Annotated in this window: 39 protein-coding genes; 38 read left to right on the forward strand and 1 reads right to left on the reverse strand. The window is 40.9% G+C overall.

The genetic code is table 11. The features are described 5' to 3' along the window. Positions 1-126: 126 nt before the first annotated feature. The gene (locus AB8E63_RS06545) at positions 127-930 is read right to left on the reverse strand and encodes a hypothetical protein (RefSeq protein ID WP_006149033.1); all 804 of its coding nucleotides are present in this window, start codon (positions 928-930) and stop codon (positions 127-129) included. Positions 931-1,234: 304 nt separating this feature from the next. On the opposite strand from AB8E63_RS06545, the gene mnmA reads away from it, so the two are divergent. The 38 genes from mnmA (at position 1,235) to AB8E63_RS06735 (ending at position 25,322) form a co-directional block, all read left to right on the forward strand. Further along, positions 1,235-2,356 (forward strand): tRNA 2-thiouridine(34) synthase MnmA, encoded by a 1,122-nt coding sequence (gene mnmA, locus AB8E63_RS06550; protein WP_368910471.1) that lies wholly within the window; start codon positions 1,235-1,237, stop codon positions 2,354-2,356. A gap of 141 nt (positions 2,357-2,497) precedes the next feature. Then, positions 2,498-2,953, forward strand: coding sequence for an NUDIX hydrolase (locus tag AB8E63_RS06555; RefSeq protein ID WP_368910472.1), 456 nt, complete (start codon positions 2,498-2,500; stop codon positions 2,951-2,953). An 8-nt stretch (positions 2,954-2,961) separates the two neighbouring features. Continuing rightward, the gene (gene mnmG, locus AB8E63_RS06560) at positions 2,962-4,878 is read left to right on the forward strand and encodes a tRNA uridine-5-carboxymethylaminomethyl(34) synthesis enzyme MnmG (RefSeq protein ID WP_263394150.1); all 1,917 of its coding nucleotides are present in this window, start codon (positions 2,962-2,964) and stop codon (positions 4,876-4,878) included. An 87-nt stretch (positions 4,879-4,965) separates the two neighbouring features. Next, positions 4,966-5,100: a hypothetical protein gene (locus tag AB8E63_RS06565; RefSeq protein WP_024054483.1), complete on the forward strand. Its 135-nt coding sequence runs from the start codon at positions 4,966-4,968 to the stop codon at positions 5,098-5,100. A 44-nt stretch (positions 5,101-5,144) separates the two neighbouring features. After that, positions 5,145-6,698, forward strand: a complete 1,554-nt coding sequence (locus tag AB8E63_RS06570; RefSeq protein WP_368910473.1) for a damage-inducible protein CinA — start codon at positions 5,145-5,147, stop codon at positions 6,696-6,698. Between the two features lie 125 nt (positions 6,699-6,823). Next, positions 6,824-9,031: an anaerobic ribonucleoside-triphosphate reductase gene (gene nrdD, locus AB8E63_RS06575; RefSeq protein ID WP_368910493.1), complete on the forward strand. Its 2,208-nt coding sequence runs from the start codon at positions 6,824-6,826 to the stop codon at positions 9,029-9,031. Between the two features lie 11 nt (positions 9,032-9,042). Next, positions 9,043-9,183 carry a hypothetical protein gene (locus tag AB8E63_RS06580; protein ID WP_000521611.1) on the forward strand — a complete coding sequence of 47 codons (141 nt, stop codon included), beginning with the start codon at positions 9,043-9,045 and terminating at the stop codon, positions 9,181-9,183. 38 nt (positions 9,184-9,221) lie between these two features. Continuing rightward, complete coding sequence (locus tag AB8E63_RS06585; RefSeq protein WP_368910474.1) at positions 9,222-9,722, forward strand: GNAT family N-acetyltransferase; 501 nt, start codon at positions 9,222-9,224, stop codon at positions 9,720-9,722. Between the two features lie 5 nt (positions 9,723-9,727). Continuing rightward, a complete protein-coding gene (gene nrdG / locus AB8E63_RS06590) occupies positions 9,728-10,324 on the forward strand; it encodes an anaerobic ribonucleoside-triphosphate reductase activating protein (protein WP_368910475.1) in 597 nt (198 codons plus the stop codon). After that, complete coding sequence (locus AB8E63_RS06595) at positions 10,321-10,953, forward strand: uridine kinase (RefSeq protein WP_368910476.1); 633 nt, start codon at positions 10,321-10,323, stop codon at positions 10,951-10,953. Before nrdG ends, AB8E63_RS06595 begins: the two co-directional genes overlap by 4 nt. Positions 10,954-11,218: 265 nt before the next feature. Then, positions 11,219-11,527 (forward strand): 30S ribosomal protein S10, encoded by a 309-nt coding sequence (gene rpsJ, locus AB8E63_RS06600; RefSeq protein ID WP_001284511.1) that lies wholly within the window; start codon positions 11,219-11,221, stop codon positions 11,525-11,527. 82 nt (positions 11,528-11,609) lie between these two features. Further along, positions 11,610-12,236 carry a 50S ribosomal protein L3 gene (gene rplC / locus AB8E63_RS06605; protein WP_004251088.1) on the forward strand — a complete coding sequence of 209 codons (627 nt, stop codon included), beginning with the start codon at positions 11,610-11,612 and terminating at the stop codon, positions 12,234-12,236. A 24-nt stretch (positions 12,237-12,260) separates the two neighbouring features. Then, entirely contained in the window at positions 12,261-12,884 is a 624-nt protein-coding gene (gene rplD / locus AB8E63_RS06610; protein ID WP_368910477.1) for a 50S ribosomal protein L4, read from the forward strand. Then, the gene (locus AB8E63_RS06615) at positions 12,884-13,180 is read left to right on the forward strand and encodes a 50S ribosomal protein L23 (RefSeq protein ID WP_001055347.1); all 297 of its coding nucleotides are present in this window, start codon (positions 12,884-12,886) and stop codon (positions 13,178-13,180) included. The genes rplD and AB8E63_RS06615 overlap by 1 nt, the downstream gene beginning before the upstream one ends. Before the next feature lie 17 nt (positions 13,181-13,197). Beyond that, positions 13,198-14,031: a 50S ribosomal protein L2 gene (rplB, locus tag AB8E63_RS06620; protein ID WP_000512910.1), complete on the forward strand. Its 834-nt coding sequence runs from the start codon at positions 13,198-13,200 to the stop codon at positions 14,029-14,031. A 102-nt stretch (positions 14,032-14,133) separates the two neighbouring features. Beyond that, entirely contained in the window at positions 14,134-14,415 is a 282-nt protein-coding gene (gene rpsS, locus AB8E63_RS06625) for a 30S ribosomal protein S19 (protein ID WP_000533766.1), read from the forward strand. A gap of 11 nt (positions 14,416-14,426) precedes the next feature. Then, positions 14,427-14,771: a 50S ribosomal protein L22 gene (rplV, locus tag AB8E63_RS06630; RefSeq protein WP_000818137.1), complete on the forward strand. Its 345-nt coding sequence runs from the start codon at positions 14,427-14,429 to the stop codon at positions 14,769-14,771. Between the two features lie 12 nt (positions 14,772-14,783). After that, positions 14,784-15,437 carry a 30S ribosomal protein S3 gene (gene rpsC, locus AB8E63_RS06635; protein WP_000529936.1) on the forward strand — a complete coding sequence of 218 codons (654 nt, stop codon included), beginning with the start codon at positions 14,784-14,786 and terminating at the stop codon, positions 15,435-15,437. Between the two features lie 3 nt (positions 15,438-15,440). After that, entirely contained in the window at positions 15,441-15,854 is a 414-nt protein-coding gene (gene rplP / locus AB8E63_RS06640; protein ID WP_000960948.1) for a 50S ribosomal protein L16, read from the forward strand. A gap of 9 nt (positions 15,855-15,863) precedes the next feature. After that, positions 15,864-16,070 (forward strand): 50S ribosomal protein L29, encoded by a 207-nt coding sequence (rpmC, locus tag AB8E63_RS06645; RefSeq protein ID WP_000772918.1) that lies wholly within the window; start codon positions 15,864-15,866, stop codon positions 16,068-16,070. Positions 16,071-16,094: 24 nt separating this feature from the next. Beyond that, positions 16,095-16,355: a 30S ribosomal protein S17 gene (gene rpsQ / locus AB8E63_RS06650; RefSeq protein WP_000440801.1), complete on the forward strand. Its 261-nt coding sequence runs from the start codon at positions 16,095-16,097 to the stop codon at positions 16,353-16,355. A gap of 25 nt (positions 16,356-16,380) precedes the next feature. Next, entirely contained in the window at positions 16,381-16,749 is a 369-nt protein-coding gene (gene rplN, locus AB8E63_RS06655) for a 50S ribosomal protein L14 (protein WP_000616547.1), read from the forward strand. A gap of 73 nt (positions 16,750-16,822) precedes the next feature. Beyond that, positions 16,823-17,128, forward strand: coding sequence for a 50S ribosomal protein L24 (gene rplX, locus AB8E63_RS06660; RefSeq protein WP_000497691.1), 306 nt, complete (start codon positions 16,823-16,825; stop codon positions 17,126-17,128). Between the two features lie 23 nt (positions 17,129-17,151). After that, the gene (gene rplE, locus AB8E63_RS06665; protein WP_000013542.1) at positions 17,152-17,694 is read left to right on the forward strand and encodes a 50S ribosomal protein L5; all 543 of its coding nucleotides are present in this window, start codon (positions 17,152-17,154) and stop codon (positions 17,692-17,694) included. A gap of 17 nt (positions 17,695-17,711) precedes the next feature. Continuing rightward, the gene (locus tag AB8E63_RS06670) at positions 17,712-17,897 is read left to right on the forward strand and encodes a type Z 30S ribosomal protein S14 (protein ID WP_001085699.1); all 186 of its coding nucleotides are present in this window, start codon (positions 17,712-17,714) and stop codon (positions 17,895-17,897) included. Positions 17,898-18,108: 211 nt separating this feature from the next. Further along, complete coding sequence (gene rpsH / locus AB8E63_RS06675; RefSeq protein ID WP_004251095.1) at positions 18,109-18,507, forward strand: 30S ribosomal protein S8; 399 nt, start codon at positions 18,109-18,111, stop codon at positions 18,505-18,507. A gap of 187 nt (positions 18,508-18,694) precedes the next feature. Further along, positions 18,695-19,231 (forward strand): 50S ribosomal protein L6, encoded by a 537-nt coding sequence (gene rplF / locus AB8E63_RS06680; protein WP_368910478.1) that lies wholly within the window; start codon positions 18,695-18,697, stop codon positions 19,229-19,231. A gap of 83 nt (positions 19,232-19,314) precedes the next feature. Then, positions 19,315-19,671: a 50S ribosomal protein L18 gene (rplR, locus tag AB8E63_RS06685; RefSeq protein WP_004251098.1), complete on the forward strand. Its 357-nt coding sequence runs from the start codon at positions 19,315-19,317 to the stop codon at positions 19,669-19,671. Positions 19,672-19,688: 17 nt separating this feature from the next. After that, positions 19,689-20,183 (forward strand): 30S ribosomal protein S5, encoded by a 495-nt coding sequence (rpsE, locus tag AB8E63_RS06690; protein WP_004251100.1) that lies wholly within the window; start codon positions 19,689-19,691, stop codon positions 20,181-20,183. Between the two features lie 13 nt (positions 20,184-20,196). Continuing rightward, on the forward strand, positions 20,197-20,379 hold the full coding sequence (rpmD, locus tag AB8E63_RS06695) for a 50S ribosomal protein L30 (protein WP_000057241.1): 183 nt from the start codon (positions 20,197-20,199) through the stop codon (positions 20,377-20,379). A 145-nt stretch (positions 20,380-20,524) separates the two neighbouring features. Then, positions 20,525-20,965: a 50S ribosomal protein L15 gene (rplO, locus tag AB8E63_RS06700; RefSeq protein WP_195183501.1), complete on the forward strand. Its 441-nt coding sequence runs from the start codon at positions 20,525-20,527 to the stop codon at positions 20,963-20,965. Between the two features lie 12 nt (positions 20,966-20,977). Beyond that, a complete protein-coding gene (gene secY / locus AB8E63_RS06705; protein ID WP_214262802.1) occupies positions 20,978-22,288 on the forward strand; it encodes a preprotein translocase subunit SecY in 1,311 nt (436 codons plus the stop codon). A gap of 155 nt (positions 22,289-22,443) precedes the next feature. Further along, positions 22,444-23,082: an adenylate kinase gene (locus tag AB8E63_RS06710; protein ID WP_368910479.1), complete on the forward strand. Its 639-nt coding sequence runs from the start codon at positions 22,444-22,446 to the stop codon at positions 23,080-23,082. Between the two features lie 117 nt (positions 23,083-23,199). After that, positions 23,200-23,418 (forward strand): translation initiation factor IF-1, encoded by a 219-nt coding sequence (gene infA, locus AB8E63_RS06715; RefSeq protein WP_001029883.1) that lies wholly within the window; start codon positions 23,200-23,202, stop codon positions 23,416-23,418. A 24-nt stretch (positions 23,419-23,442) separates the two neighbouring features. Next, positions 23,443-23,559, forward strand: a complete 117-nt coding sequence (gene rpmJ / locus AB8E63_RS06720; protein WP_001808836.1) for a 50S ribosomal protein L36 — start codon at positions 23,443-23,445, stop codon at positions 23,557-23,559. 17 nt (positions 23,560-23,576) lie between these two features. Then, the gene (gene rpsM / locus AB8E63_RS06725; RefSeq protein WP_004251117.1) at positions 23,577-23,942 is read left to right on the forward strand and encodes a 30S ribosomal protein S13; all 366 of its coding nucleotides are present in this window, start codon (positions 23,577-23,579) and stop codon (positions 23,940-23,942) included. 17 nt (positions 23,943-23,959) lie between these two features. Continuing rightward, positions 23,960-24,343 (forward strand): 30S ribosomal protein S11, encoded by a 384-nt coding sequence (rpsK, locus tag AB8E63_RS06730; protein ID WP_001118385.1) that lies wholly within the window; start codon positions 23,960-23,962, stop codon positions 24,341-24,343. Between the two features lie 43 nt (positions 24,344-24,386). Then, positions 24,387-25,322 (forward strand): DNA-directed RNA polymerase subunit alpha, encoded by a 936-nt coding sequence (locus AB8E63_RS06735; RefSeq protein WP_004251121.1) that lies wholly within the window; start codon positions 24,387-24,389, stop codon positions 25,320-25,322. Positions 25,323-25,324 lie beyond the last annotated feature (2 nt).

The raw sequence follows: 25,324 nt of genomic DNA on the forward strand, positions 1-25,324 counted from the left end.
CAATATCATAGAACCCTAAAAAAGAGCCCTAAACGGCTCTTTTTGTGTGTTTGCATTTGATGAGAGATCATTATAAACATTGGTGTTGAGGGCTTACAAGTTTATGGGATTTCGCCATCTAGATTATTAGTTAGACGAACTGGTTGTAACGCTATTAGACTCTGATTGAGAACCTGAAGAATCAGCAGTTTGACCTCCTGTATTAGCGCTATTATCTCCTCCACTACTAGTACTACCAGATGAAGACTGCTCAGCTGCAGGTGCTTGGGAATTAGATATGCTTCCATTTGTTTCTGGATAGCTTTGAATATAGCTACTATCTTCTGAACGGCTGGCTTCTATTCCAGCATCTCTAGTAGTCGTTTCCGTTTGGGTAGTTTTTTCTTCTTCTTTTTTGGTCAAGACTTCAACTTGTTTTTGGAATTTAGAGATTAGTTCTTGAATTGGTTTTATCTTTTCTTCAAGAGCAACTTGGTCGCTGGCAGAATTAATATTTTTAATGATGTCTATTATTTTTTGCAAGGAAGTGATGGCTGTCTCAAGTGTTTGTTTATCTTGAAACTGGCTATCAGAATCCTTTATATCTAATTTCAAAGCTTTTTCACTATAATGATTTGTAACTTTATCGGCAGTAGAAGCGAGAAAGTCTGCTAATGTCTTTTTGCCTTCATCAGTAGTTGGTTTTAATTCTTGAATTTTTTTCCAATCTTCTATAATGGTTTCAGAATCAATATTGAAGTCTTTAATGGCGTTTTTTACTTGTTCGACATCTTGTTGATTTTTTTGTTGTTTGATGAGAGCAACGTTCCCTCTCTCTGCTTGGATTTTTTCTTGATGGAGGACTAAGCCTGTCAAAAGTCCAATACCTGCAATAAGTGTAATAATAAAAATAGTATTTTTTGATTTTAGAATATCTTTGTAGTTGTTCACATTAGTCCTACGCACATGGATGATGGTGTATATATGGAATCATGTGCGCATTCCTCCTTATTAAAGTATATCATTTTTAGTTGATTTTAAAAATAAGTTTTTAAAGAGAATAGAGATTTAGGAATGAATTGATTTCTTTTGTATCCTATCTTCATGTATTGACAGAAGAGGTTGATAGTTTGTCAGTATCTTCCTTGTCTTCTCTAACCAAGCATGTTATAATGAAAACTGCTCAAACGACCTTCAATCGTGATAGCAAACACGACCTTCAATCGTGAATAAACGAATAGATGGGAGAACTACCATGAGTGATAACTCTAAAACACGTGTTGTCGTGGGGATGAGTGGTGGTGTTGATTCGTCGGTGACGGCTCTTCTTCTCAAGGAGCAGGGCTACGATGTGATCGGTATCTTCATGAAGAACTGGGATGACACAGATGAAAACGGCTTCTGTACGGCGACCGAAGATTACAAGGATGTGGCTGCAGTGGCAGACCAACTTGGCATTCCTTACTACTCTGTCAATTTTGAAAAAGAGTACTGGGACCGCGTTTTTGAGTACTTCCTAGCGGAATACCGTGCAGGACGCACGCCAAATCCAGACGTTATGTGTAACAAGGAAATCAAGTTTAAGGCCTTTTTGGACTATGCCATGACCTTGGGAGCAGACTATGTAGCGACTGGGCACTATGCCCGAGTGGCGCGTGATGAGGATGGTATCGTTCACATGCTTCGTGGCGTGGACAATGGCAAAGACCAGACCTATTTCCTCAGCCAACTTTCGCAAGAACAATTACAAAAGACCATGTTCCCACTGGGACATTTGGAAAAGCCTGAAGTTCGCAAACTAGCAGAAGAAGCAGGCCTTGCGACTGCTAAGAAGAAAGATTCAACAGGGATTTGCTTTATCGGAGAAAAGAACTTTAAAGAATTTCTCAGCAACTACTTACCAGCTCAGCCTGGTCGAATGATGACTGTGGATGGTCGCGATATGGGCGAGCATGCTGGTCTAATGTACTATACGATCGGTCAGCGTGGCGGACTTGGTATCGGTGGCCAACACGGTGGTGACAATGCTCCTTGGTTTGTTGTTGGAAAAGACCTAAGTCAGAATATTCTCTATGTAGGCCAAGGATTCTACCATGACTCGCTTATGTCAACTAGCTTAGAAGCCAGTCAGGTCCACTTTACTCGTGATATGCCAGAGGAATTTACGCTCGAATGCACGGCTAAATTCCGCTATCGTCAGCCTGACTCGAAGGTGACCGTCCATGTCAAAGGAGACAAGGCAGAAGTCATCTTTGCGGAACCACAACGTGCGATTACACCGGGACAGGCAGTTGTTTTTTATGACGGCGAAGAATGTCTCGGTGGTGGTTTGATTGACAATGCCTACCGTGACGGCAAGGTTTGTCAGTACATTTAGATTGACAAATGTTCTCAATTTGCTACAATAATAACAGCAATAGAAATGATGGTCAAAGCTCATGGATGTTGCAGGTCTTTTTGTCCTGCACTTCTTACGAGTTTTGACTGTTTTTGTGTCGTTTAAAGGGAAAGGACAAGAATGACTCAGCAAGACTTTCGGACAAAAGTGGGAAATACGGTTTTTGGCGTTCGAGCGACAGCCTTGATTCTTCAAAATCGCAAACTTCTAGTCACCCAAGACAAGGGCAAGTATTATACTATTGGCGGTGCGATCCAAGTCAATGAAAGCACGGAAGATGCGGTAGTCCGTGAAGTGAGGGAAGAACTGGGTGTCAAAGCTCAAGCTGGGCCACTAGCTTTTGTGGTTGAAAATCGTTTTGAACAGGACGGTGTTTCCTATCACAATATCGAGTTTCATTATCTGGTAGACTTACTTGGGGATGCCCCATTGACCATGCAGGAAGATGAGAAAAGGCAACCCTGTGAGTGGATTGACTTGGACAAGCTTGAGGATTTCCAACTAGTTCCAGCCTTTTTAAAAACAGCCCTGCCAGATTGGGACGGCCAACTAAGACACATTCATCTTGAAGAATAGGAGAGAAAATGACTTATAATTTTACGGAAGAATACGATATTATTGTAATCGGTGCGGGACATGCTGGGGTCGAAGCTTCCCTAGCTGCGAGCCGTATGGGTTGCAAGGTCTTGCTTGCGACTATCAACATTGAAATGTTGGCTTTCATGCCATGTAATCCGTCTATTGGTGGTTCTGCCAAGGGGATTGTTGTGCGTGAGGTAGATGCCCTTGGTGGCGAAATGGCTAAGACCATTGACAAGAGTTACATCCAGATGAAGATGCTCAACACTGGGAAGGGGCCAGCTGTCCGTGCCCTTCGTGCGCAGGCTGATAAGGAACTTTACTCTAAGGAAATGCGCAAGACGGTTGAAAATCAAGAAAATCTAACCCTTCGTCAAACCATGATTGATGAGATTTTGGTGGAAGATGGTAAGGTTGTCGGTGTTCGTACAGCTACCCATCAAGAGTATGCTGCCAAGGCTGTTATCGTGACTACAGGGACAGCCCTTCGTGGGGAAATCATCATCGGAGATCTCAAGTATTCATCAGGTCCAAACCACAGTCTGGCTTCTATTAACCTAGCTGATAATCTCAAGGAACTTGGACTTGAAATCGGTCGTTTCAAGACAGGAACGCCTCCACGTGTCAAGGCTTCCTCTATCAACTATGATGTGACAGAGATTCAGCCAGGAGATGAAACACCAAATCACTTCTCTTACACTTCACGTGATGAAGATTATGTCAAAGACCAAGTGCCATGCTGGTTGACCTATACCAATGGTACCAGCCATGAGATTATCCAAAATAACCTCCACCGTGCGCCTATGTTTACAGGTGTAGTTAAGGGAGTAGGGCCTCGTTACTGTCCGTCGATTGAGGACAAGATTGTGCGCTTTGCAGACAAGGAACGTCACCAACTCTTCCTTGAGCCAGAAGGACGAAACACAGAAGAAGTTTATGTCCAAGGACTTTCAACCAGTCTTCCTGAGGATGTCCAACGTGACTTGGTTCATTCTATCAAAGGTTTGGAAAATGCAGAGATGATGCGAACTGGTTATGCTATCGAGTACGACATGGTCTTGCCTCATCAGTTGCGTGCAACGCTTGAAACCAAGAAAATCTCAGGACTTTTCACTGCTGGTCAGACAAATGGAACGTCTGGATATGAAGAAGCTGCTGGTCAAGGGATTATCGCGGGGATCAACGCAGCGCTGAAAATCCAAGGTAAGCCTGAGTTAATTTTGAAGCGCAGTGACGGTTATATCGGAGTGATGATTGATGACTTGGTAACTAAGGGGACCATTGAACCTTACCGTCTTTTGACCAGTCGTGCTGAATACCGCCTCATTCTTCGTCATGACAATGCCGATATGCGTTTGACTGAGATGGGGCGCGAGATTGGCCTTGTGGATGATGAACGTTGGGCTCGTTTTGAAATCAAGAAAAATCAATTTGAAAATGAAATGAAGCGTTTAGACAGTATCAAACTCAAGCCAGTCAAGGAAACAAATGCTAAGGTTGAGGAGATGGGCTTCAAGCCATTGACAGATGCGGTGACAGCCAAGGAATTCCTTCGTCGCCCAGAAGTGTCTTACCAAGATGTGGTGGCCTTCATTGGACCTGCTGCTGAAGAGTTAGATGACAAGATTATCGAATTGATTGAAACAGAAATCAAGTACGAAGGCTATATCTCAAAAGCCATGGATCAGGTTGCCAAGATGAAACGCATGGAAGAAAAACGGATTCCAGCGAATATTGACTGGGATGATATTGACTCTATCGCGACAGAAGCTCGTCAGAAGTTCAAACTCATCAATCCAGAAACCATCGGCCAAGCTAGCCGTATTTCAGGTGTAAACCCAGCAGATATTTCTATTCTTATGGTGTATTTAGAAGGTAAAAATCGAAGCATTTCTAAAAACTTAGAAAAGAAAGCTGACTAAAAATAAAAAGCTGAATTCTCTATTGAGGGATTCAGCTTTTTTAGTTTTTTCTTCATTTTTCGAATTAAGAGAAAAGGAGAAATGACTATGCTAACAGTAGAAGAAAAAAATTTTTTAGACCGCTATAAAAGAGTTTCATATCATCGTTTTTATGAGATTGAACGCTTTGTTACCTTGTCTGAAAAGTTGAGCGAACGTCCGCCAAAGGCTGACAAGAACTAGACTTTTTGATATACTAGAACAAATTAAAATATAGGAGAGAGCGAATGAACGTATATGGCAGATTAGAAGACGAACCAACTCCAACTTGGATGGGAAGTCAGGATGCTCCAGTAGAAAATGAGGAGCAACTCGAGGTTGAAACTCGTCAGCCTGCCCGCTTACCATTTTTGAATATCCTCTTTTTGAGTACTCTAGTGGTCCTTGTGTCCGTAATTTTACCCTTCTTCTTAGGGTTAATAAGTCCGGAGCAGTCTCAGGATTTTTATATTGGATGGGCTATGCATCAGAGCGGAGATGTCTACACAGATTATTTTGGAACTAGTGGTCTCCTCTATTACTTTTTACAGTATTTAACCAAGGGCAGTATTTTATTTGCTGTTTTTAATTGGTTGGCTTTAGTAGGTGCTGGATTCTTTCTTTTCCGTTCGGCTTACAATCTGACGGAACAAAACAAGCAATCGCAACAAATGTTGACGGTCTTTTATGTCCTGGCTAGTGCTCTTAGTTTTGGTGGAGGCTATGCAACTATTCTAGCACTCCCATTCTTGTTCTATGCCTTAAGTTTAGTAACATCTTATTTGGCAGAACCAAGTCATGACAAAGGATTTATCCGGATTGGAGCTAGCTTGGCTCTAGCATTTTTCTTTGCGCCCTTGGTCACAGCTTTGTACGCCTTTGTTTTGTTTTTTGCTCTAACAGCTTTTAATGTTGGTCGCAATAAGTTGAATCATGGTCTCTATCAATTTTTTGCAGCGGGCCTTGGTTTTTCAATCTTCTTTTATCCAATTGGATACTACACAGCTTATAAAGGCAGCTTTGGAAATGCCATTAGTCAAATCCTTTATCCATTAGATAGTTTAAACTTTACGTCTAACTCGGGATTACTCGACAATATCCTCTTTTATGGATTGTTAGCAATTGCTCTTGGAGCATTGACGCTAGCATTTACAGGTCTCTTCCAATCTAAACCATTGAAACAGTCAGTCTTATCAATCTCTGCTTCAATAGCTGTCATTTTGGTACTAATTTTAGAGATTTTTTCTACAGATCTTATCAATGGTAGTCGTATGATTGAGTTCCTTCCTTTTTTGTCGCTTCTTTTGCTGACACGAATTCCTACAGAGAATCCAGAAGGAGCGAATCGCCGTAGACGATCTAGAGAAGAAACTTCGGTGTGGGGAGCTTTTGTAAAAGGAAATGTCTATCTACCAATTTTAGCTCTTGCTTACCTATTCTTAGCACCTGTAGTATCACGATATTTACTTCATGCAGAACAATATCAAGAACGTACAGCCATCGAAACTAAGGTCAAAGGGGAAACGCAAGCTACAGATCGTATCTATGTTTGGGACAATCTGACAAGTAGTTATAAGGCTAGTGAACGTTTAGCTGCGAGTCAGTTGCTTTCGCCTAGATTGCATACAGGACTTGGTGAAAATCGTACCAAACTTGTTAATGATCTGAGAGATAATCAACCAAAGATGATTGTAGTGAATACAAAAACAAGTCTATGGACAGAAGTTGAGCAGCTTTTAGCTGAAAATTATCAAGCGGTTCAAAGTGAATTCAAAGATTTTAAACTCTATAAATTAAAATAAAAACTATCAATATCTTGTGTAATTTTAAAAAAAATTTATTTTTTGACACAAGATATTGATTTTTATTTTTTTAGTGATATAATACTTTTTAGAATCAATATTATATTTAAGAAAAGGGTATGGATATGATTGTATTGGAAGAGAAGGCTGTCCCTGATCCGACTTTATTCGTCGAAAAACGTGACGGCAGACGTGTAATTTTTGATGTAGACAAGATTGACAAAGCGCTTCATAAGGCTGCTGAAAAGGTTATGGATGTAACCCCTTTGGTTGAAAAACGACTTAGTACCCTAGTTGAACGTATCGTTGATGAGATTCATAGCCGTTTCCCACAAGGTGTAAAAATCTATGAAATCCAAAATATCGTAGAACACGAGTTGTTGGAAGCAAAAGAATACGCCTTGGCTGAGGAGTATATCACCTATCGGACTCAAAGGGATTTTGAGCGCTCAAAAGCGACAGATATCAACTTTAGTATTCATAAACTTCTCAATAAAGATCAGGCGGTTGTCAATGAAAATGCCAATAAGGATAGTGATGTTTTTAATACCCAGCGTGATTTGACGGCAGGGATTGTTGGGAAATCCATCGGACTTAAAATGCTTCCTAAACATGTGGCTAATGCCCATCAAAAAGGGGATATCCACTATCATGATTTGGACTACAGTCCCTATACCCCTATGACCAACTGCTGTTTGATTGATTTCAAGGGCATGTTGGAAAATGGTTTTAAGATTGGAAATGCTGAGGTAGAGAGTCCCAAGTCTATCCAAACTGCGACAGCACAGATTTCACAAATCATCGCCAATGTTGCATCAAGTCAGTATGGAGGCTGTTCAGCAGACCGTATTGATGAAGTTTTGGCTCCTTATGCAGAGAAAAATTACCAAAAGCACCTCAAGGATGCGGAGGAATGGGTTTTGCCTGACAAGCGCCAAGAATATGCCTGGAAGAAAACCCAAAAAGACATCTACGATGCCATGCAATCTCTAGAGTACGAGATTAATACCCTCTTTACATCAAATGGGCAAACGCCATTTACCTCTCTTGGTTTCGGTCTAGGAACCAGTCGTTTTGAACGTGAAATTCAAAAGGCAATCCTGAACATTCGTATCAAGGGGCTTGGTTCAGAACACCGTACAGCCATCTTCCCTAAACTCATCTTTACTCTTAAAAGAGGTCTTAACTTAGAGGAAGGCTCACCTAACTACGACATCAAGCAGTTGGCTCTTGAGTGTGCAACTAAGCGCATGTACCCGGATGTCTTGTCTTATGATAAGATTGTCGAGTTGACAGGTTCTTTCAAAGTTCCGATGGGATGCCGTTCATTCCTTCAAGGATGGAAGGATGAAAATGGAGTAGAAGTCAATTCGGGCCGTATGAACCTAGGAGTCGTAACGGTCAATCTTCCTCGTATCGCTCTTGAGTCCGAAGGAGACATGAACAAGTTCTGGGAAATCTTCAACGAGCGCATGAACATCGCGGAAGATGCCTTGGTTTACCGTGTGGAAAGAACCAAGGAAGCTACACCAGCTAATGCACCAATTCTTTATCAATATGGAGCCTTCGGACGTCGTCTTGGAAAAGAAGAAAGTGTTGATCAACTCTTTAAGAATCGTCGTGCGACTATTTCTCTGGGTTATATTGGCTTGTACGAGGTAGCGACAGTCTTCTTTGGTAATCATTGGGAAAATAATCCAGAAGCCAAAGAGTTCACCCTTGATATTATTCGCGATATGAAACGTCGAGTAGAAGAATGGTCTGACCAATATGGTTACCATTTCTCTATCTATTCAACACCGTCTGAAAGTTTGACAGACCGCTTCTGTCGCTTGGATACGGAGAAATTCGGCTCTATTCCAGATATTACTGATAAAGAATACTACACAAATTCCTTCCATTATGATGTCCGCAAAAATCCAACACCTTTTGAAAAATTGGACTTTGAGAAAGTCTACCCAGAAGCGGGTGCATCTGGTGGCTTTATCCACTACTGCGAGTACCCAGTTCTCCAACAAAATCCAAAGGCTTTGGAAGCTGTTTGGGATTATGCTTATGACCGTGTAGGTTATCTCGGAACCAATACTCCGATTGACCGTTGCTACAAGTGTGATTTTGAAGGAGATTTTGAACCGACAGAGAGAGGATTTGCTTGTCCTAACTGTGGAAATAATGATCCTAAAACAGTAGATGTGGTTAAACGAACTTGTGGTTATTTAGGGAATCCTCAAGCACGTCCGATGGTTAATGGACGCCACAAGGAAATTGCTGCGCGTGTCAAACACATGAACGGTTCTACTATTAAAATAGCAGGACATGAAGTAAGAAATTAGAAAGAAATAGCATGGGAAAATATCAATTAGATGATAAAGGCAAGGCCTTGGTTCAACGATTCCACGAAAAACATTCAAAGGGTGGAGTCAATAAAAAAGACAGAGTAGCTAGCCTTAGAGAACAGTTTTTAAACAAAAATAAGAAAAAGTGAGAGTTGCCTCTCGCTTTTCTTATAGCGGGGAGGGGAATATGGAACTACGCAGACCAAGATTAGCAGATAAAGAAACAGTTTTAGAGATGATGGCAGAGTTTGAAAAAAGCCAATCAGCCCACGATGGCGGATTTTGGGATACTGAGAATTTTGTTTACGAAGAGTGGTTGGAGACAAATATGCAAAAAGAAATGGGAATAAATTTGCCTGAAAATCGTGTTCTATCTATTCAATTTGTATCATTTGATGATGTAGGTCGTGCTTTAGGATTTTTGAATCTGCGATTAAGACTGAATGAGGGCTTGCTGAATTATGCTGGTCATATTGGCTACTCCATCCGTCCCTCTGAAAGGGGGAAAGGCTACGCCAAAGAATCCCTCCGACAAGGTTTGCAAGTTGCTAAGGGAAAGAATATTAAACGAGCACTGGTAACTTGTAGCACAGAAAATCCTGCCAGCCGAGCTGTTATTTTAGCTAACGGTGGTGTTTATGAGGATGTTCGAAACAGAACGGAGCGCTATTGGATAGACTTGGAGTAGAAAGCATGACATGGAATACACCAAAACCAGGCGAGTGGAAAAGTGAAGAACTCAGTCAGGGGCGCATCATTGACTATAAGGCTTTTAACTTTGTCGATGGAGAGGGAGTGCGCAACTCCCTTTACGTAGCAGGCTGCATGTTTCGCTGTAAGGGCTGTTACAATGTAGCGACCTGGTCATTTAATGCCGGGATTCCGTATACACCAGAGTTAGAAGAACAAATCATGGCAGACCTAGCCCAGCACTATGTTCAAGGATTAACATTACTAGGAGGAGAACCCTTCCTAAATACAGGCATCCTCTTACCGCTAGTCAAACGTATTCGAAAAGAGTTACCAGAAAAAGACATCTGGTCTTGGACGGGATACACATGGGAAGAGATGATGTTGGAGACACCTGATAAACTGGAACTCTTGTCGCTGATTGATATCCTGGTCGATGGACGCTATGATAAAAGCAAGCGCAATCTCATGCTTCAATTCCGTGGCTCTTCCAATCAACGAATTATCGATGTACAAAAATCTCTGCAAAGTGGAAAAGTAGTTATTTGGGACAAGCTTAATGATGGGAAGCAAAGCTATGAACAGGTGAGGAGAGAATGAAGAAAAAAGACTTAATAGAAAGACTAGTATCAGAAATAGAGTCTGGAAAAGTAAAAACGCTGGGCATTTACGGTCATGGAGCTTCAGGGAAATCAACTTTTGCTCAGGAATTATACCAAGCCCTAGATTCTACTACAGTAAATTTGCTAGAAACAGATCCCTATATCACCTCAGAACGTCACCTGGTAGTACCAAAGCAAGCACCTGATCAAAAGGTGACAGCCTGTCTGCCAGTGGCGCATGAACTGGCAAGTTTGCAGAGAGACATCCTAGCCTTACAGGCGGGTATGGATGTCTTGACAATCGAAGAACCTTGGAAAGCTAGTGAAATCTTGTCTGGTTCTAAACCAATTCTGATAGTCGAAGGGATGTCTGTAGGTTTCCTACCAGAGGAACTCTTCGATAAAACTGTTTGTTTCTACACGAATGAAGAGACAGAATTAAAGAGGCGTCTAGCTCGAGATACAACTGTGAGAAATGGCGATGCATCCGTTATATTGGCTAGTCAGAAAATGAGACGAGAACAGTATCTGCAATACTATAAAGAAACCGAGTCAAAAGCGGATATCTTGATAAATCAATCAAATGATAAATTTCAGATCAAAACGAATATTATGAATATTATATAGAAGAAAAAATAAAAATTTGCTTTTCATTTATGCTTTTTTGAAATAAGGAGCGATAAGAAAACAGTTTCATTCGAAAAATTAAAAAAATCCTGTCAAATCCCTTGCAATCGCAGGGGCTTTGTGTTATTCTATTATGGTGCTGTAAATTACAGCCTTAGCTTTGATGCAAGAGGTTGCGACACGCTCGGTTGCATTGCCACGCAACGCGCGTCGGTTTTCTTGTGGAGCTAGCCTATTATCTTAAATAGACGAAAAGGAGAAAAAGATGGCAAACAAAAAAATCCGTATCCGTTTGAAAGCTTACGAACACCGTACGCTTGACACAGCGGCTGCTAAAATCGTAGAATCAGCTACTCGCACAGGTGCAGAAGTTGCAGGTCCAATCCCGCTTCCAACTGAACGTAGCCTCTACACAATTATTCGTGCGACTCACAAATATAAAGATTCTCGCGAACAATTCGAAATGCGTACACACAAACGTTTGATCGACATCATCAACCCAACTCAAAAAACAGTTGACGCTTTGATGAAATTGGATCTTCCAAGTGGTGTAAACGTAGAAATCAAACTTTAATCTAAAGTTTGAAACCTTGAGCATAAAAAACGCTCGTTAAAAACTTTTTGAATAAAAAATATAGAAAAGGAACTATTTTCTCATGACAAAAGGAATCTTAGGGAAAAAAGTGGGAATGACTCAAATCTTCACTGAAGCTGGCGAATTGATCCCTGTAACAGTTATCGAAGCAACTCCAAACGTTGTTCTTCAAGTTAAAACTGTTGAAACAGATGGTTACAACGCTATCCAAGTTGGTTTCGATGACAAACGCGAAGTATTGAGCAACAAACCTGCTAAAGGACATGTAGCAAAAGCTAACACGGCTCCTAAGCGCTTCATTCGTGAATTCAAAAACGTTGAAGGCTTGGAAGTTGGTGCTGAAATCACAGTTGAAACTTTCGCAGCTGGAGACATTGTTGATGTAACTGGTACATCTAAAGGTAAAGGTTTCCAAGGTGTTATCAAACGCCACGGACAATCACGTGGACCTATGGCTCACGGTTCTCGTTACCACCGTCGTCCAGGTTCTATGGGACCTGTTGCACCTAACCGCGTATTCAAAGGTAAAAACCTTGCAGGACGCATGGGTGGCGATCGTGTAACTATTCAAAACCTTGAAGTTGTACAAGTTGTTCCAGAAAAGAACGTTATCCTTATCAAAGGTAACGTACCAGGTGCTAAGAAATCTCTTATCACTATCAAGTCAGCAGTTAAAGCTGGTAAATAATAAGGAAAGGGGAATACAGTCAAAATGGCAAATGTAACATTATTCGACCAAACTGGTAAACAAGCGGGCGAAGTTGTTCTTAACGATGCAATCTTTGGTATCGAACCAAACCAATCTGTTGTGTTTGATGTGATCGTCAGCCAACGTGCTAGCCTTCGTCAAGGAACTCACGCAGTTAAAAACCGCTCAGCTGTTTCAGGTGGCGGACGCAAACCATGGCGTCAAAAAGGAACTGGACGTGCTCGTCAAGGTTCTATCCGCTCTCCACAATGGCGTGGTGGTGGAATCGTCTTCGGACCAACTCCACGTAGCTATGCGTACAAACTTCCTCAAAAAGTTCGTCGCCTTGCGCTTAAATCTGTTTACTCAGAGAAAGTTGCTGAAAACAAATTTGTAGCCGTTGATTCTCTTGAATTTACAGCTCCAAAAACTGCTGAATTTGCAAAAGTTCTTGCAGCTTTGAGCATCGATTCTAAAGTCCTTGTTATTCTTGAAGAAGGAAACGAATTCGCAGCTCTCTCAGCTCGTAACCTTCCAAACGTGAAAGTTGCGACTGCTACAACTGCAAGTGTTCTTGACATCGCAAATAGTGACAAACTTCTTGTTACTCAAGCAGCTATCTCTAAAATCGAGGAGGTTCTTGCATAATGAATTTGTATGATGTTATCAAAAAACCTGTTATCACTGAAAGCTCAATGGCTCAACTTGAAGCAGGGAAATATGTATTTGAAGTTGACACTCGTGCACACAAACTTTTGATCAAGCAAGCTGTTGAAGCTGCTTTCGAAGGTGTTAAAGTTGCAAATGTTAACACAATCAACGTAAAACCTAAAGCTAAACGTGTTGGACGTTACACTGGTTTTACTAACAAAACTAAAAAAGCTATCATCACTCTTACAGCTGATTCAAAAGCAATCGAGTTGTTTGCAGCTGAAGCTGAATAATCTAAGGAGGAAATATCGTGGGAATTCGTGTTTATAAACCAACAACAAACGGTCGCCGTAATATGACTTCTTTGGATTTCGCTGAAATCACAACAAGCACTCCTGAAAAATCATTGCTTGTTGCATTGAAGAGCAAGGCTGGTCGTAACAACAACGGTCGTATCACAGTTCGTCACCAAGGTGGTGGACACAAACGTTTCTACCGTTTGGTTGACTTTAAACGTAACAAAGACAACGTTGAAGCAGTTGTTAAAACTATCGAGTACGATCCAAACCGTTCTGCAAACATCGCTCTTGTACACTACACTGACGGTGTGAAAGCATACATCATCGCTCCAAAAGGTCTTGAAGTAGGTCAACGTATCGTTTCAGGTCCAGAAGCAGATATCAAAGTCGGAAACGCTCTTCCACTTGCTAACATCCCAGTTGGTACTTTGATCCACAACATCGAATTGAAACCAGGTCGTGGTGGAGAATTGGTGCGTGCTGCTGGAGCTTCTGCTCAAGTATTGGGTCAAGAAGGCAAATACGTTCTTGTTCGTCTTCAATCAGGTGAAGTTCGTATGATTCTTGGAACTTGTCGTGCTACAGTTGGTGTTGTTGGAAACGAACAACATGGACTTGTAAACCTTGGTAAAGCAGGACGTAGCCGTTGGAAAGGTATCCGCCCAACAGTTCGTGGTTCTGTAATGAACCCTAACGATCACCCACACGGTGGTGGTGAAGGTAAAGCACCAGTTGGTCGTAAAGCACCATCAACTCCATGGGGCAAACCTGCTCTTGGTCTTAAAACTCGTAACAAGAAAGCGAAATCTGACAAACTTATCGTTCGTCGTCGCAACGAGAAATAATTTAAAACTAGTCGCTTAAGCGCTAGATAATCCGCCAGCTCGGTAGCGCTCGTTGAGAGCGCAAGCCGCTGTGGTACTATATTTAAAGGAGAAAATATAAAAATGGGACGCAGTCTTAAAAAAGGACCTTTCGTCGATGAGCATTTGATGAAAAAAGTTGAAGCTCAAGCTAACGACGAAAAGAAAAAAGTTATCAAAACTTGGTCACGTCGTTCAACGATCTTCCCAAGTTTCATTGGTTACACTATCGCAGTTTATGATGGACGTAAACACGTACCTGTTTACATCCAAGAAGACATGGTAGGTCACAAGCTTGGTGAATTTGCACCAACTCGTACTTACAAAGGTCACGCCGCAGACGACAAGAAGACACGTAGAAAATAAGGAGAACATAAATGGCAGAAATTACTTCAGCTAAAGCAATGGCTCGCACAGTACGTGTTTCACCTCGTAAATCACGTCTTGTTCTTGACAACATCCGTGGTAAAAGCGTAGCCGATGCAATCGCAATTTTGACATTCACTCCAAACAAAGCTGCTGAAATCATCTTGAAAGTTTTGAACTCAGCTGTAGCTAACGCTGAAAACAACTTTGGTTTGGATAAAGCTAACTTGGTAGTATCTGAAGCATTCGCAAACGAAGGACCAACTATGAAACGTTTCCGTCCACGTGCGAAAGGTTCAGCTTCACCAATCAACAAACGTACAGCTCATATCACTGTAGCTGTTGCAGAAAAATAAGGAGGTAAAATCGTGGGTCAAAAAGTACATCCAATTGGTATGCGTGTCGGCATCATCCGTGATTGGGATGCCAAATGGTATGCTGAAAAAGAATACGCGGATTACCTTCATGAAGATCTTGCAATCCGTAAATTCGTTCAAAAAGAACTTGCTGACGCAGCAGTTTCAACTATTGAAATCGAACGCGCAGTAAACAAAGTTAACGTTTCACTTCACACTGCTAAACCAGGTATGGTTATCGGTAAAGGTGGTGCTAACGTTGATGCACTCCGTGCAAAACTTAACAAATTGACTGGAAAACAAGTACACATCAACATCATCGAAATCAAACAACCTGATTTGGATGCTCACCTTGTTGGTGAAGGAATTGCTCGTCAATTGGAGCAACGTGTTGCTTTCCGTCGTGCACAAAAACAAGCAATCCAACGTGCTATGCGTGCTGGAGCTAAAGGAATTAAAACTCAAGTATCAGGTCGTTTGAACGGTGCAGATATTGCCCGTGCTGAAGGATACTCTGAAGGAACAGTTCCGCTTCACACACTTCGCGCAGATATCGATTACGCTTGGGAAGAAGCAGATACTACATACGGTAAACTTGGTGTTAAAGTATGGATCTACCGTGGTGAAGTTCTTCCAGCTCGTAAAAACACTAAAGGAGGTAAATAACCAATGTTAGTACCTAAACGTGTTAAACACCGTCGTGAATTCCGTGGTAAAATGCGCGGTGAAGCTAAAGGTGGGAAAGAAGTAGCATTCGGTGAATACGGTCTTCAAGCTACAACTAGCCACTGGATCACTAACCGCCAAATCGAGGCTGCTCGTATCGCCATGACTCGTTACATGAAACGTGGTGGTAAAGTTTGGATTAAAATCTTCCCACACAAATCATACACAGCTAAAGCTATCGGGGTTCGTATGGGATCTGGTAAAGGGGCACCTGAAGGTTGGGTAGCACCAGTTAAACGTGGTAAAGTAATGTTTGAAGTTGCTGGTGTATCTGAAGAGATCGCTCGCGAAGCGCTTCGTCTTGCAAGCCACAAATTGCCAGTTAAATGTAAATTCGTAAAACGTGAAGCAGAATAAGGAGAAGGCATGAAACTTAATGAAGTAAAAGAATTTGTTAAAGAACTTCGTGGTCTTTCTCAAGAAGAACTCGCGAAGCGCGAAAACGAATTGAAAAAAGAATTGTTCGAACTTCGTTTCCAAGCTGCTACTGGTCAATTAGAACAAACAGCTCGCTTGAAAGAAGTTAAAAAACAAATCGCTCGTATTAAAACAGTTCAATCTGAAGCGAAATAATAGACTAGGGAAGGAGAAATTTCAATGGAACGCAATAATCGTAAAGTTCTTGTTGGACGTGTTGTATCTGACAAAATGGACAAGACAATCACAGTTGTAGTTGAAACAAAACGTAACCACCCAGTCTATGGTAAACGTATTAACTACTCTAAAAAATACAAAGCACATGATGAAAACAATGTTGCCAAAGAAGGCGATATCGTACGTATCATGGAAACTCGCCCGCTTTCAGCTACAAAACGTTTCCGTCTTGTAGAAGTTGTTGAAGAAGCGGTAATCATCTAATCAAGCCTGAAAGGAGAAAACTGAAATGATTCAAACAGAAACTCGTTTGAAAGTCGCAGACAACAGCGGTGCACGCGAAATCTTGACTATCAAAGTTCTTGGTGGTTCTAAACGTAAATTTGCGAACATCGGTGATGTTATTGTGGCATCTGTAAAACAAGCTACTCCTGGTGGTGCGGTTAAAAAAGGTGACGTTGTTAAAGCAGTTATCGTTCGTACTAAATCAGGTGCTCGTCGTGCTGATGGTTCATACATCAAATTTGACGAAAACGCAGCAGTTATCATCCGTGACGACAAAACTCCTCGCGGAACACGTATCTTTGGCCCAGTTGCACGTGAATTGCGTGAAGGTGGCTTCATGAAGATCGTGTCACTTGCTCCAGAAGTACTTTAATCAATAAAAAACAAACACAGTCCCCTGGCCTAGCCAGGGTGCCCATTGGGCGTAAGAATAAAAGGAGAAAAAAATGTTTGTAAAAAAAGGCGACAAAGTTCGCGTAATCGCTGGTAAAGATAAGGGAACAGAAGCTGTTGTCCTTACTGCCCTTCCAAAAGTAAACAAAGTTATCGTTGAAGGTGTTAACATCGTTAAGAAACACCAACGTCCAACTAACGAACTTCCTCAAGGTGGTATCATCGAGAAGGAAGCAGCTATCCACGTATCAAACGTTCAAGTTTTGGACAAAAATGGTGTAGCTGGTCGTGTTGGTTACAAATTTGTAGACGGTAAAAAAGTTCGCTACAACAAAAAATCAGGCGAAGTGCTTGATTAATCACGAAGGAAAGGAGAAGTATAATGGCAAATCGTTTAAAAGAAAAATATCTTAATGAAGTAGTTCCTGCTTTGACAGAACAATTTAACTACTCATCAGTGATGGCTGTTCCTAAAGTGGATAAGATCGTTTTGAACATGGGTGTTGGTGAAGCTGTATCAAACGCTAAAAGCCTTGAAAAAGCTGCTGAAGAATTAGCACTTATCTCAGGTCAAAAACCACTTATCACTAAAGCTAAAAAATCTATCGCCGGCTTCCGTCTTCGTGAAGGTGTTGCGATCGGTGCAAAAGTTACCCTTCGTGGTGAACGTATGTACGAATTCTTGGATAAATTGGTTTCAGTATCACTTCCACGTGTACGTGACTTCCACGGTGTTCCAACAAAATCATTTGACGGACGCGGAAACTACACACTTGGTGTGAAAGAGCAATTGATCTTCCCAGAAATCAACTTTGATGACGTTGACAAAACTCGTGGTCTTGACATCGTTATCGTAACTACTGCTAACACTGACGAAGAGTCACGTGCATTGCTTACAGGCCTTGGAATGCCTTTTGCAAAATAATATAGGAGGTATAACTAATGGCTAAAAAATCTATGATTGCTAAGAACAAACGCCCAGCGAAGTTCTCTACTCAAGCATACACTCGCTGTGAACGTTGTGGACGTCCACACTCAGTTTACCGCAAGTTTAAACTTTGCCGTGTTTGCTTCCGTGAATTGGCATATAAAGGTCAAATCCCTGGTGTAACAAAAGCATCTTGGTAATAACATGATACAAAGAGCGTAATAACCCCAGCAAAAATAGGAGATTTGGTGTAGGAGCAATGTTCCAAGACAAATCTATCTTTTTTGCCCAGGTTGTAGCTCGTGTTCAAATGAGATTATCTTGTTTGAATGTGTCAATACTATCTGAGCACAGCTCAATCATTAACTAGCAAGTGCAACTTGCAAACTACTAGTAAGAGGAGAAAAATAAATGGTTATGACTGACCCAATCGCAGACTTCCTAACTCGTATTCGTAACGCTAACCAAGCAAAACACGAAGTACTTGAAGTACCTGCATCAAACATCAAAAAAGGGATTGCTGAAATCCTTAAACGCGAAGGTTTTGTTAAGAACGTAGAAATCATCGAAGATGACAAACAAGGCATCATCCGTGTATTCCTTAAATACGGAGCAAACGGTGAACGAGTTATCACTAACTTGAAACGTGTTTCTAAACCAGGACTTCGTGTCTACAAAAAACGTGAAGATCTTCCAAAAGTACTTAACGGTCTTGGAATTGCTATCCTTTCAACTTCAGAAGGTTTGCTTACTGATAAAGAAGCTCGCCAAAAGAACGTTGGTGGAGAGGTTATCGCTTACGTTTGGTAATATTTAGCTCCCAATTTCGTTGTGACTCTTCGTTATCGTCTCTTGGCTAACCCAAAGTTATGCCTGCGAGGCGATGCCTCGATTCACTTAGAAATTGAGACCTAAACATTAACTCTTAAATCAAAAAGATTTAAACCCCGTGAAAACTGGCCGTCATGGCCTGACAATTTAACAGGAGAATAAAAACATGTCACGTATTGGTAATAAAGTTATCGTGTTGCCTGCTGGTGTTGAACTCACTAACAATGACAACGTTGTAACTGTAAAAGGACCTAAAGGAGAACTTACTCGTGAGTTCTCAAAAGATATTGAAATCCGTGTGGAAGGTACTGAAGTAACTCTTCACCGTCCAAACGATTCAAAAGAAATGAAAACTATCCACGGAACTACTCGTGCCCTTTTGAACAACATGGTTGTTGGTGTTTCAGAAGGATTCAAGAAAGAACTTGAAATGCGTGGGGTTGGTTACCGTGCTCAACTCCAAGGAAACAAACTTGTTTTGGCTGTTGGTAAATCACATCCAGACGAAGTTGAAGCTCCAGCAGGAATTACTTTTGAACTTCCAAACCCAACGACTATCGTTATCAGCGGAATTTCAAAAGAAGTAGTTGGTCAAACAGCTGCTTACGTACGTAGCCTTCGTTCACCAGAACCATACAAAGGTAAAGGTATCCGTTACGTTGGCGAATATGTTCGTCTTAAAGAAGGTAAAACTGGTAAATAATGTTGAGTGGTTGATTTTCAACCACCAACCTCATTACCAACTTTGTGCATAGCACACGATTTAAAATTAAAGAGGTGAAAACTGTGATTTCTAAACCAGATAAAAACAAACTCCGCCAAAAACGCCACCGTCGCGTTCGCGGAAAACTCTCTGGAACTGCTGATCGCCCACGTTTGAACGTATTCCGTTCTAATACAGGCATCTACGCTCAAGTGATTGATGACGTAGCGGGTGTAACGCTCGCAAGTGCTTCAACTCTTGACAAAGAAGTTTCAAAAGGAACTAAAACTGAACAAGCCGTTGCTGTCGGTAAACTCGTTGCAGAACGTGCAAGTGCTAAAGGTATTTCAGAAGTGGTGTTCGACCGCGGTGGATATCTATATCACGGACGTGTGAAAGCTTTGGCTGATGCAGCTCGTGAAAACGGATTGAAATTCTAATAGGAGGACACTAGAAAATGGCATTTAAAGACAATGCAGTAGAACTTGAAGAACGCGTAGTTGCTGTTAACCGTGTTACAAAAGTTGTTAAAGGTGGACGTCGTCTTCGTTTCGCAGCTCTTGTAGTTGTCGGTGACCGCAATGGTCGTGTAGGATTTGGTACTGGTAAAGCTCAAGAAGTTCCAGAAGCAATCCGCAAAGCAGTAGAAGATGCTAAGAAAAACTTGATCGAAGTTCCTATGGTTGGAACAACAATCCCACATGAAGTTCTTTCAGAATTCGGTGGAGCTAAAGTATTGTTGAAACCAGCTGTAGAAGGTTCTGGAGTTGCCGCAGGTGGTGCAGTTCGTGCCGTTGTGGAATTGGCAGGTGTGGCAGATATTACATCTAAATCACTTGGCTCTAACACTCCAATCAACATTGTTCGCGCAACTGTTGAAGGTTTGAAACAATTGAAACGCGCTGAAGAAGTTGCTGCCCTTCGTGGTATTTCAGTTTCTGATTTGGCATAAGAAAGGGGATAAAATGGCTCAAATTAAAATTACTTTGACTAAGTCTCCAATCGGACGCATTCCATCACAACGTAAAACTGTTGTAGCACTTGGACTTGGCAAATTGAACAGCTCTGTTATTAAAGAAGATAACGCTGCTATCCGTGGTATGATCACTGCAGTATCTCACTTGGTAACAGTTGAAGAAGTAAACTAATAAAATTTTAGGGGATGTGCATAAGACCATCCCCTAAAACTAGATATAGTCATCTAAGATGACTCAGTATAGGCGAGTTGATAAAGGAGACAACCTTTTCTTCTTTATCGGCGCTAGCATTTTACAAAAGAGGAGAAAATATATAATGAAACTTCATGAATTGAAACCTGCAGAAGGTTCTCGTAAAACTCGTAACCGTGTTGGTCGTGGTACTTCATCAGGTAACGGTAAAACATCTGGTCGTGGTCAAAAAGGTCAAAAAGCTCGTAGCGGTGGCGGAGTACGCCTTGGTTTTGAAGGTGGACAAACTCCATTGTTCCGTCGTCTTCCAAAACGTGGATTCACTAACATCAACGCTAAAGAATACGCAATTGTTAACCTTGACCAATTGAACATCTTTGAAGATGGTGCAGAAGTAACTCCAGTTGTTCTTATCGAAGCAGGAATTGTTAAAGCTGAAAAATCAGGTATCAAGATTCTTGGTAACGGTGAGTTGACTAAGAAATTGACTGTTAAAGCAGCTAAATTCTCTAAATCAGCTGAAGAAGCTATCACTGCTAAAGGTGGTTCAGTTGAAGTCATCTAAGTGAGGTGACCTATGTTTTTTAAATTATTGAGAGAAGCACTCAAAGTTAAGCAGGTTCGATCAAAGATTTTATTTACAATTTTTATCGTATTTGTTTTTCGTATCGGTACTAGTATCACTGTGCCGTGGGTAAATGCAAATAGCTTGAACGCTTTGAGTGGACTATCCTTCTTGAACATGTTGAGCTTGGTGTCAGGGAATGCCATGAAAAACTTCTCAGTTTTTGCTCTTGGAGTTAGCCCTTACATTACAGCCTCAATCGTCGTCCAACTCTTGCAAATGGATTTATTACCAAAGTTTGTGGAGTGGGGCAAACAAGGGGAAGTTGGTCGTAGAAAGTTAAACCAAGCAACTCGATATATTGCACTAGTGCTTGCATTTGTTCAATCAGTCGGGATTACTGCTGGTTTTAACGCTCTGTCTGGAGCTAAACTTTTGACTGTACCACTTACACCGCAAGTTTTCCTTGTGATTGGAGGAATCTTAACAGCAGGAAGCATGATTGTGACCTGGTTGGGAGAGCAAATCACAGATAAGGGATACGGGAATGGTGTTTCCATGATCATCTTTGCAGGGATTGTTGCTTCAATTCCTGATATGATTAAAGGCATCTATGTGGATTACTTTGTCAATGTACCAAGCAGTCGTTTGACATCGTCTCTTATTTTCGTTGCCATCTTAATCATTGCTGTTTTGTTAATTGTATACTTTACAACTTACGTTGAACAAGCTAAATACAAGATTCCAATTCAGTATACAAAGGTAGCTCAAGGTGCGCCGTCAAGCTCCTATCTTCCATTGAAGATTAACCCTGCTGGGGTTATCCCAGTTATCTTTGCTAGCTCTATTACAGCAGCACCGGCAGCAATTTTACAATTTGTAAGTGCGTCTGGCCTTAATTGGGAATGGGTAAAAACAGCTCAAGAGTTGGTATCAACTTCAACCCCAACAGGTGTTGCTTTGTATGCTCTGTTGATTATTCTCTTTACATTCTTCTATACATTTGTACAGATCAACCCAGAGAAAGCGGCAGAAAATTTACAAAAGAGTGGAGCTTATATCCATGGTGTCCGTCCTGGTAAAGGGACAGAAGAATATATGTCAAAACTTCTTCGTCGTCTCGCAACAGTCGGATCAATCTTCCTAGGTGTGATTTCTATCCTACCTATTGTAGCTAAAGATTTATTTGGTCTTTCAGAAGTTGTCGCTTTTGGGGGAACAAGTTTGCTAATCATTATCTCTACAGGTATCGAAGGAATTAAACAATTGGAAGGTTATCTATTGAAACGTAAGTATGTTGGTTTCTTAGATACAACAGAATAATTGTAATAGAAAATAAAATTCACTATTGCTCAGAGAGTGGAGTGTAAAAATCAAAGACATTGTCAGATTTTTATCTCCTCTCTTCTATTTTGTTTTTAAATAGGAGTTGAAATGAATTTTTGCTTCTATTTAAATACAAAAAAGGAGTTTGAATCATGAATCTTTTGATTATGGGTTTACCTGGTGCAGGTAAAGGGACACAAGCAGCGAAAATTGTTGAACAGTTTCACGTTGCCCACATCTCAACAGGTGACATGTTCCGTGCGGCAATGGCTAACCAAACTGAAATGGGTGTATTAGCTAAGTCTTATATCGATAAAGGCGAATTGGTTCCAGATGAAGTAACAAATGGAATTGTTAAAGAACGTCTTTCTCAAGATGATATTAAAGAAACTGGTTTCTTGTTGGATGGCTACCCACGTACAATTGAGCAAGCTCATGCCTTAGATAAAACATTGGCTGAACTTGGAATTAAACTTGAAGGTGTTATCAACATCGAAGTAGATCCATCTTGTCTACTTGAACGTTTGAGTGGTCGTATCATTCATCGTGAAACTGGCGAGACTTTCCATAAAGTATTCAACCCACCAGCTGATTACAAAGAGGAAGATTACTACCAACGTGAAGATGATAAACCTGAGACAGTAAAACGTCGTTTGGATGTCAATATTGCTCAAGGTGAACCAATCATCGCTCACTATCGTGCTAAAGGTCTAGTACATGATATCGAAGGGAACCAAGATATCAATGATGTCTTTAAAGATATCGAAAAGGTATTGACAAATTTGAAATAAAAGCGTTTTTCAGGCTTGCAAAATGTCTTGACAAATGTTATACTGAGTTAGTCTGACTTATAATTGTTGTCTCTGTGTCTAGAGGCATCAAATCGAAATTTAGGGAGGTACTTTTGCGTGGCAAAAGACGATGTGATTGAAGTTGAAGGCAAAGTAGTCGATACGATGCCGAATGCAATGTTTACGGTTGAACTTGAAAATGGACATCAGATTTTAGCAACAGTTTCTGGTAAAATTCGTAAAAACTATATTCGTATTTTAGCGGGAGATCGTGTTACTGTTGAAATGAGTCCATATGACTTGACACGTGGACGTATCACTTACCGCTTTAAATAATCGAAAAACTTGGAGGGATAAGAAATGAAAGTAAGACCATCGGTCAAACCAATTTGCGAATACTGTAAAGTAATTCGTCGTAATGGTCGTGTTATGGTAATTTGCCCAGCAAATCCAAAACACAAACAACGTCAAGGATAAGATAGAAAGGAGAAAACATGGCTCGTATTGCTGGAGTTGATATTCCAAATGACAAACGCGTAGTTATCTCATTGACTTATGTCTATGGTATCGGACTTGCAACATCTCAAAAGATTTTGGCAGCTGCTGGAGTTTCAGAAGATATTCGTGTTCGTGACCTTACATCAGATCAAGAAGATGCTATCCGTCGTGAAGTGGATGCAATTAAAGTTGAAGGTGACCTTCGTCGTGAAGTGAACTTGAACATCAAACGTTTGATGGAAATCGGTTCATACCGTGGTATCCGTCACCGTCGTGGACTTCCTGTCCGTGGACAAAACACTAAAAACAACGCTCGCACTCGTAAAGGTAAAGCTGTTGCGATTGCTGGTAAGAAAAAATAATATAGGAGGTAAAAGTCTTGGCTAAACCAACACGTAAACGTCGTGTGAAAAAGAATATCGAATCTGGTATTGCTCATATTCACGCTACATTTAATAACACTATTGTTATGATTACTGATGTGCATGGTAATGCAATCGCTTGGTCATCAGCTGGTGCTCTTGGTTTCAAAGGTTCTCGTAAATCTACACCATTTGCTGCTCAAATGGCTTCTGAAGCTGCTGCTAAATCTGCACAAGAACACGGTCTTAAATCAGTTGAAGTTACTGTAAAAGGTCCAGGTTCTGGTCGTGAGTCAGCTATTCGTGCTCTTGCTGCCGCTGGTCTTGAAGTAACAGCAATTCGTGATGTGACTCCAGTGCCACACAATGGTGCTCGTCCTCCAAAACGTCGCCGTGTATAATCATTACCTTTACACTGCTTTTCGTTTAAGAGGGAGTAACTAAATGATCGAGTTTGAAAAACCAAATATAACAAAAATTGATGAAAATAAAGATTATGGCAAGTTTGTAATCGAACCACTAGAACGTGGATACGGTACAACACTTGGTAACTCTCTTCGTCGTGTACTTCTTGCTTCTCTTCCAGGAGCAGCTGTTACATCTATCGATATCGATGGAGTATTACATGAATTTGATACAATTCCTGGTGTTCGCGAAGACGTGATGCAAATCATTCTGAACATTAAAGGTATTGCAGTTAAATCATATGTAAAAGACGAAAAGACTATTGAACTTGATGTTGAAGGTCCTGCTGAAGTGACAGCCGGAGATATTTTAACTGATAGTGATATTGAAATCGTAAATCCAGATCATTATCTTTTCACAATCGGAGAAGGTGCTTCATTTAAAGCAACTATGACTGTAAACACTGGTCGTGGTTATGTACCTGCAGATGAAAATAAAAAAGATAATGCCCCAGTTGGAACACTTGCTGTAGATTCTATTTATACACCAGTTACAAAAGTTAACTATCAAGTTGAACCTGCTCGTGTAGGAAGCAATGATGGTTTCGACAAATTAACCCTTGAAATCTTGACAAATGGAACTATTATTCCAGAAGATGCTTTAGGGCTTTCAGCACGTATTTTGACAGAACATCTTGATTTGTTTACAAATCTTACAGAGATTGCTAAATCTGCAGAAGTGATGAAAGAAGCTGATACTGAATCGGACGACCGTATTTTGGAACGTACGATTGAGGAACTTGACTTGTCTGTACGCTCATATAACTGTTTGAAACGTGCTGGTATCAATACTGTGCATGATTTGACAGAAAAATCTGAAGCAGAGATGATGAAAGTAAGAAATCTTGGACGCAAGAGTTTGGAAGAAGTGAAACTCAAACTCATTGATTTGGGTCTTGGATTAAAAGATAAATAAAG

The sequence above is a fragment of the Streptococcus sp. oral taxon 061 genome (assembly GCF_964211575.1).
GTDB lineage: Bacteria > Bacillota > Bacilli > Lactobacillales > Streptococcaceae > Streptococcus.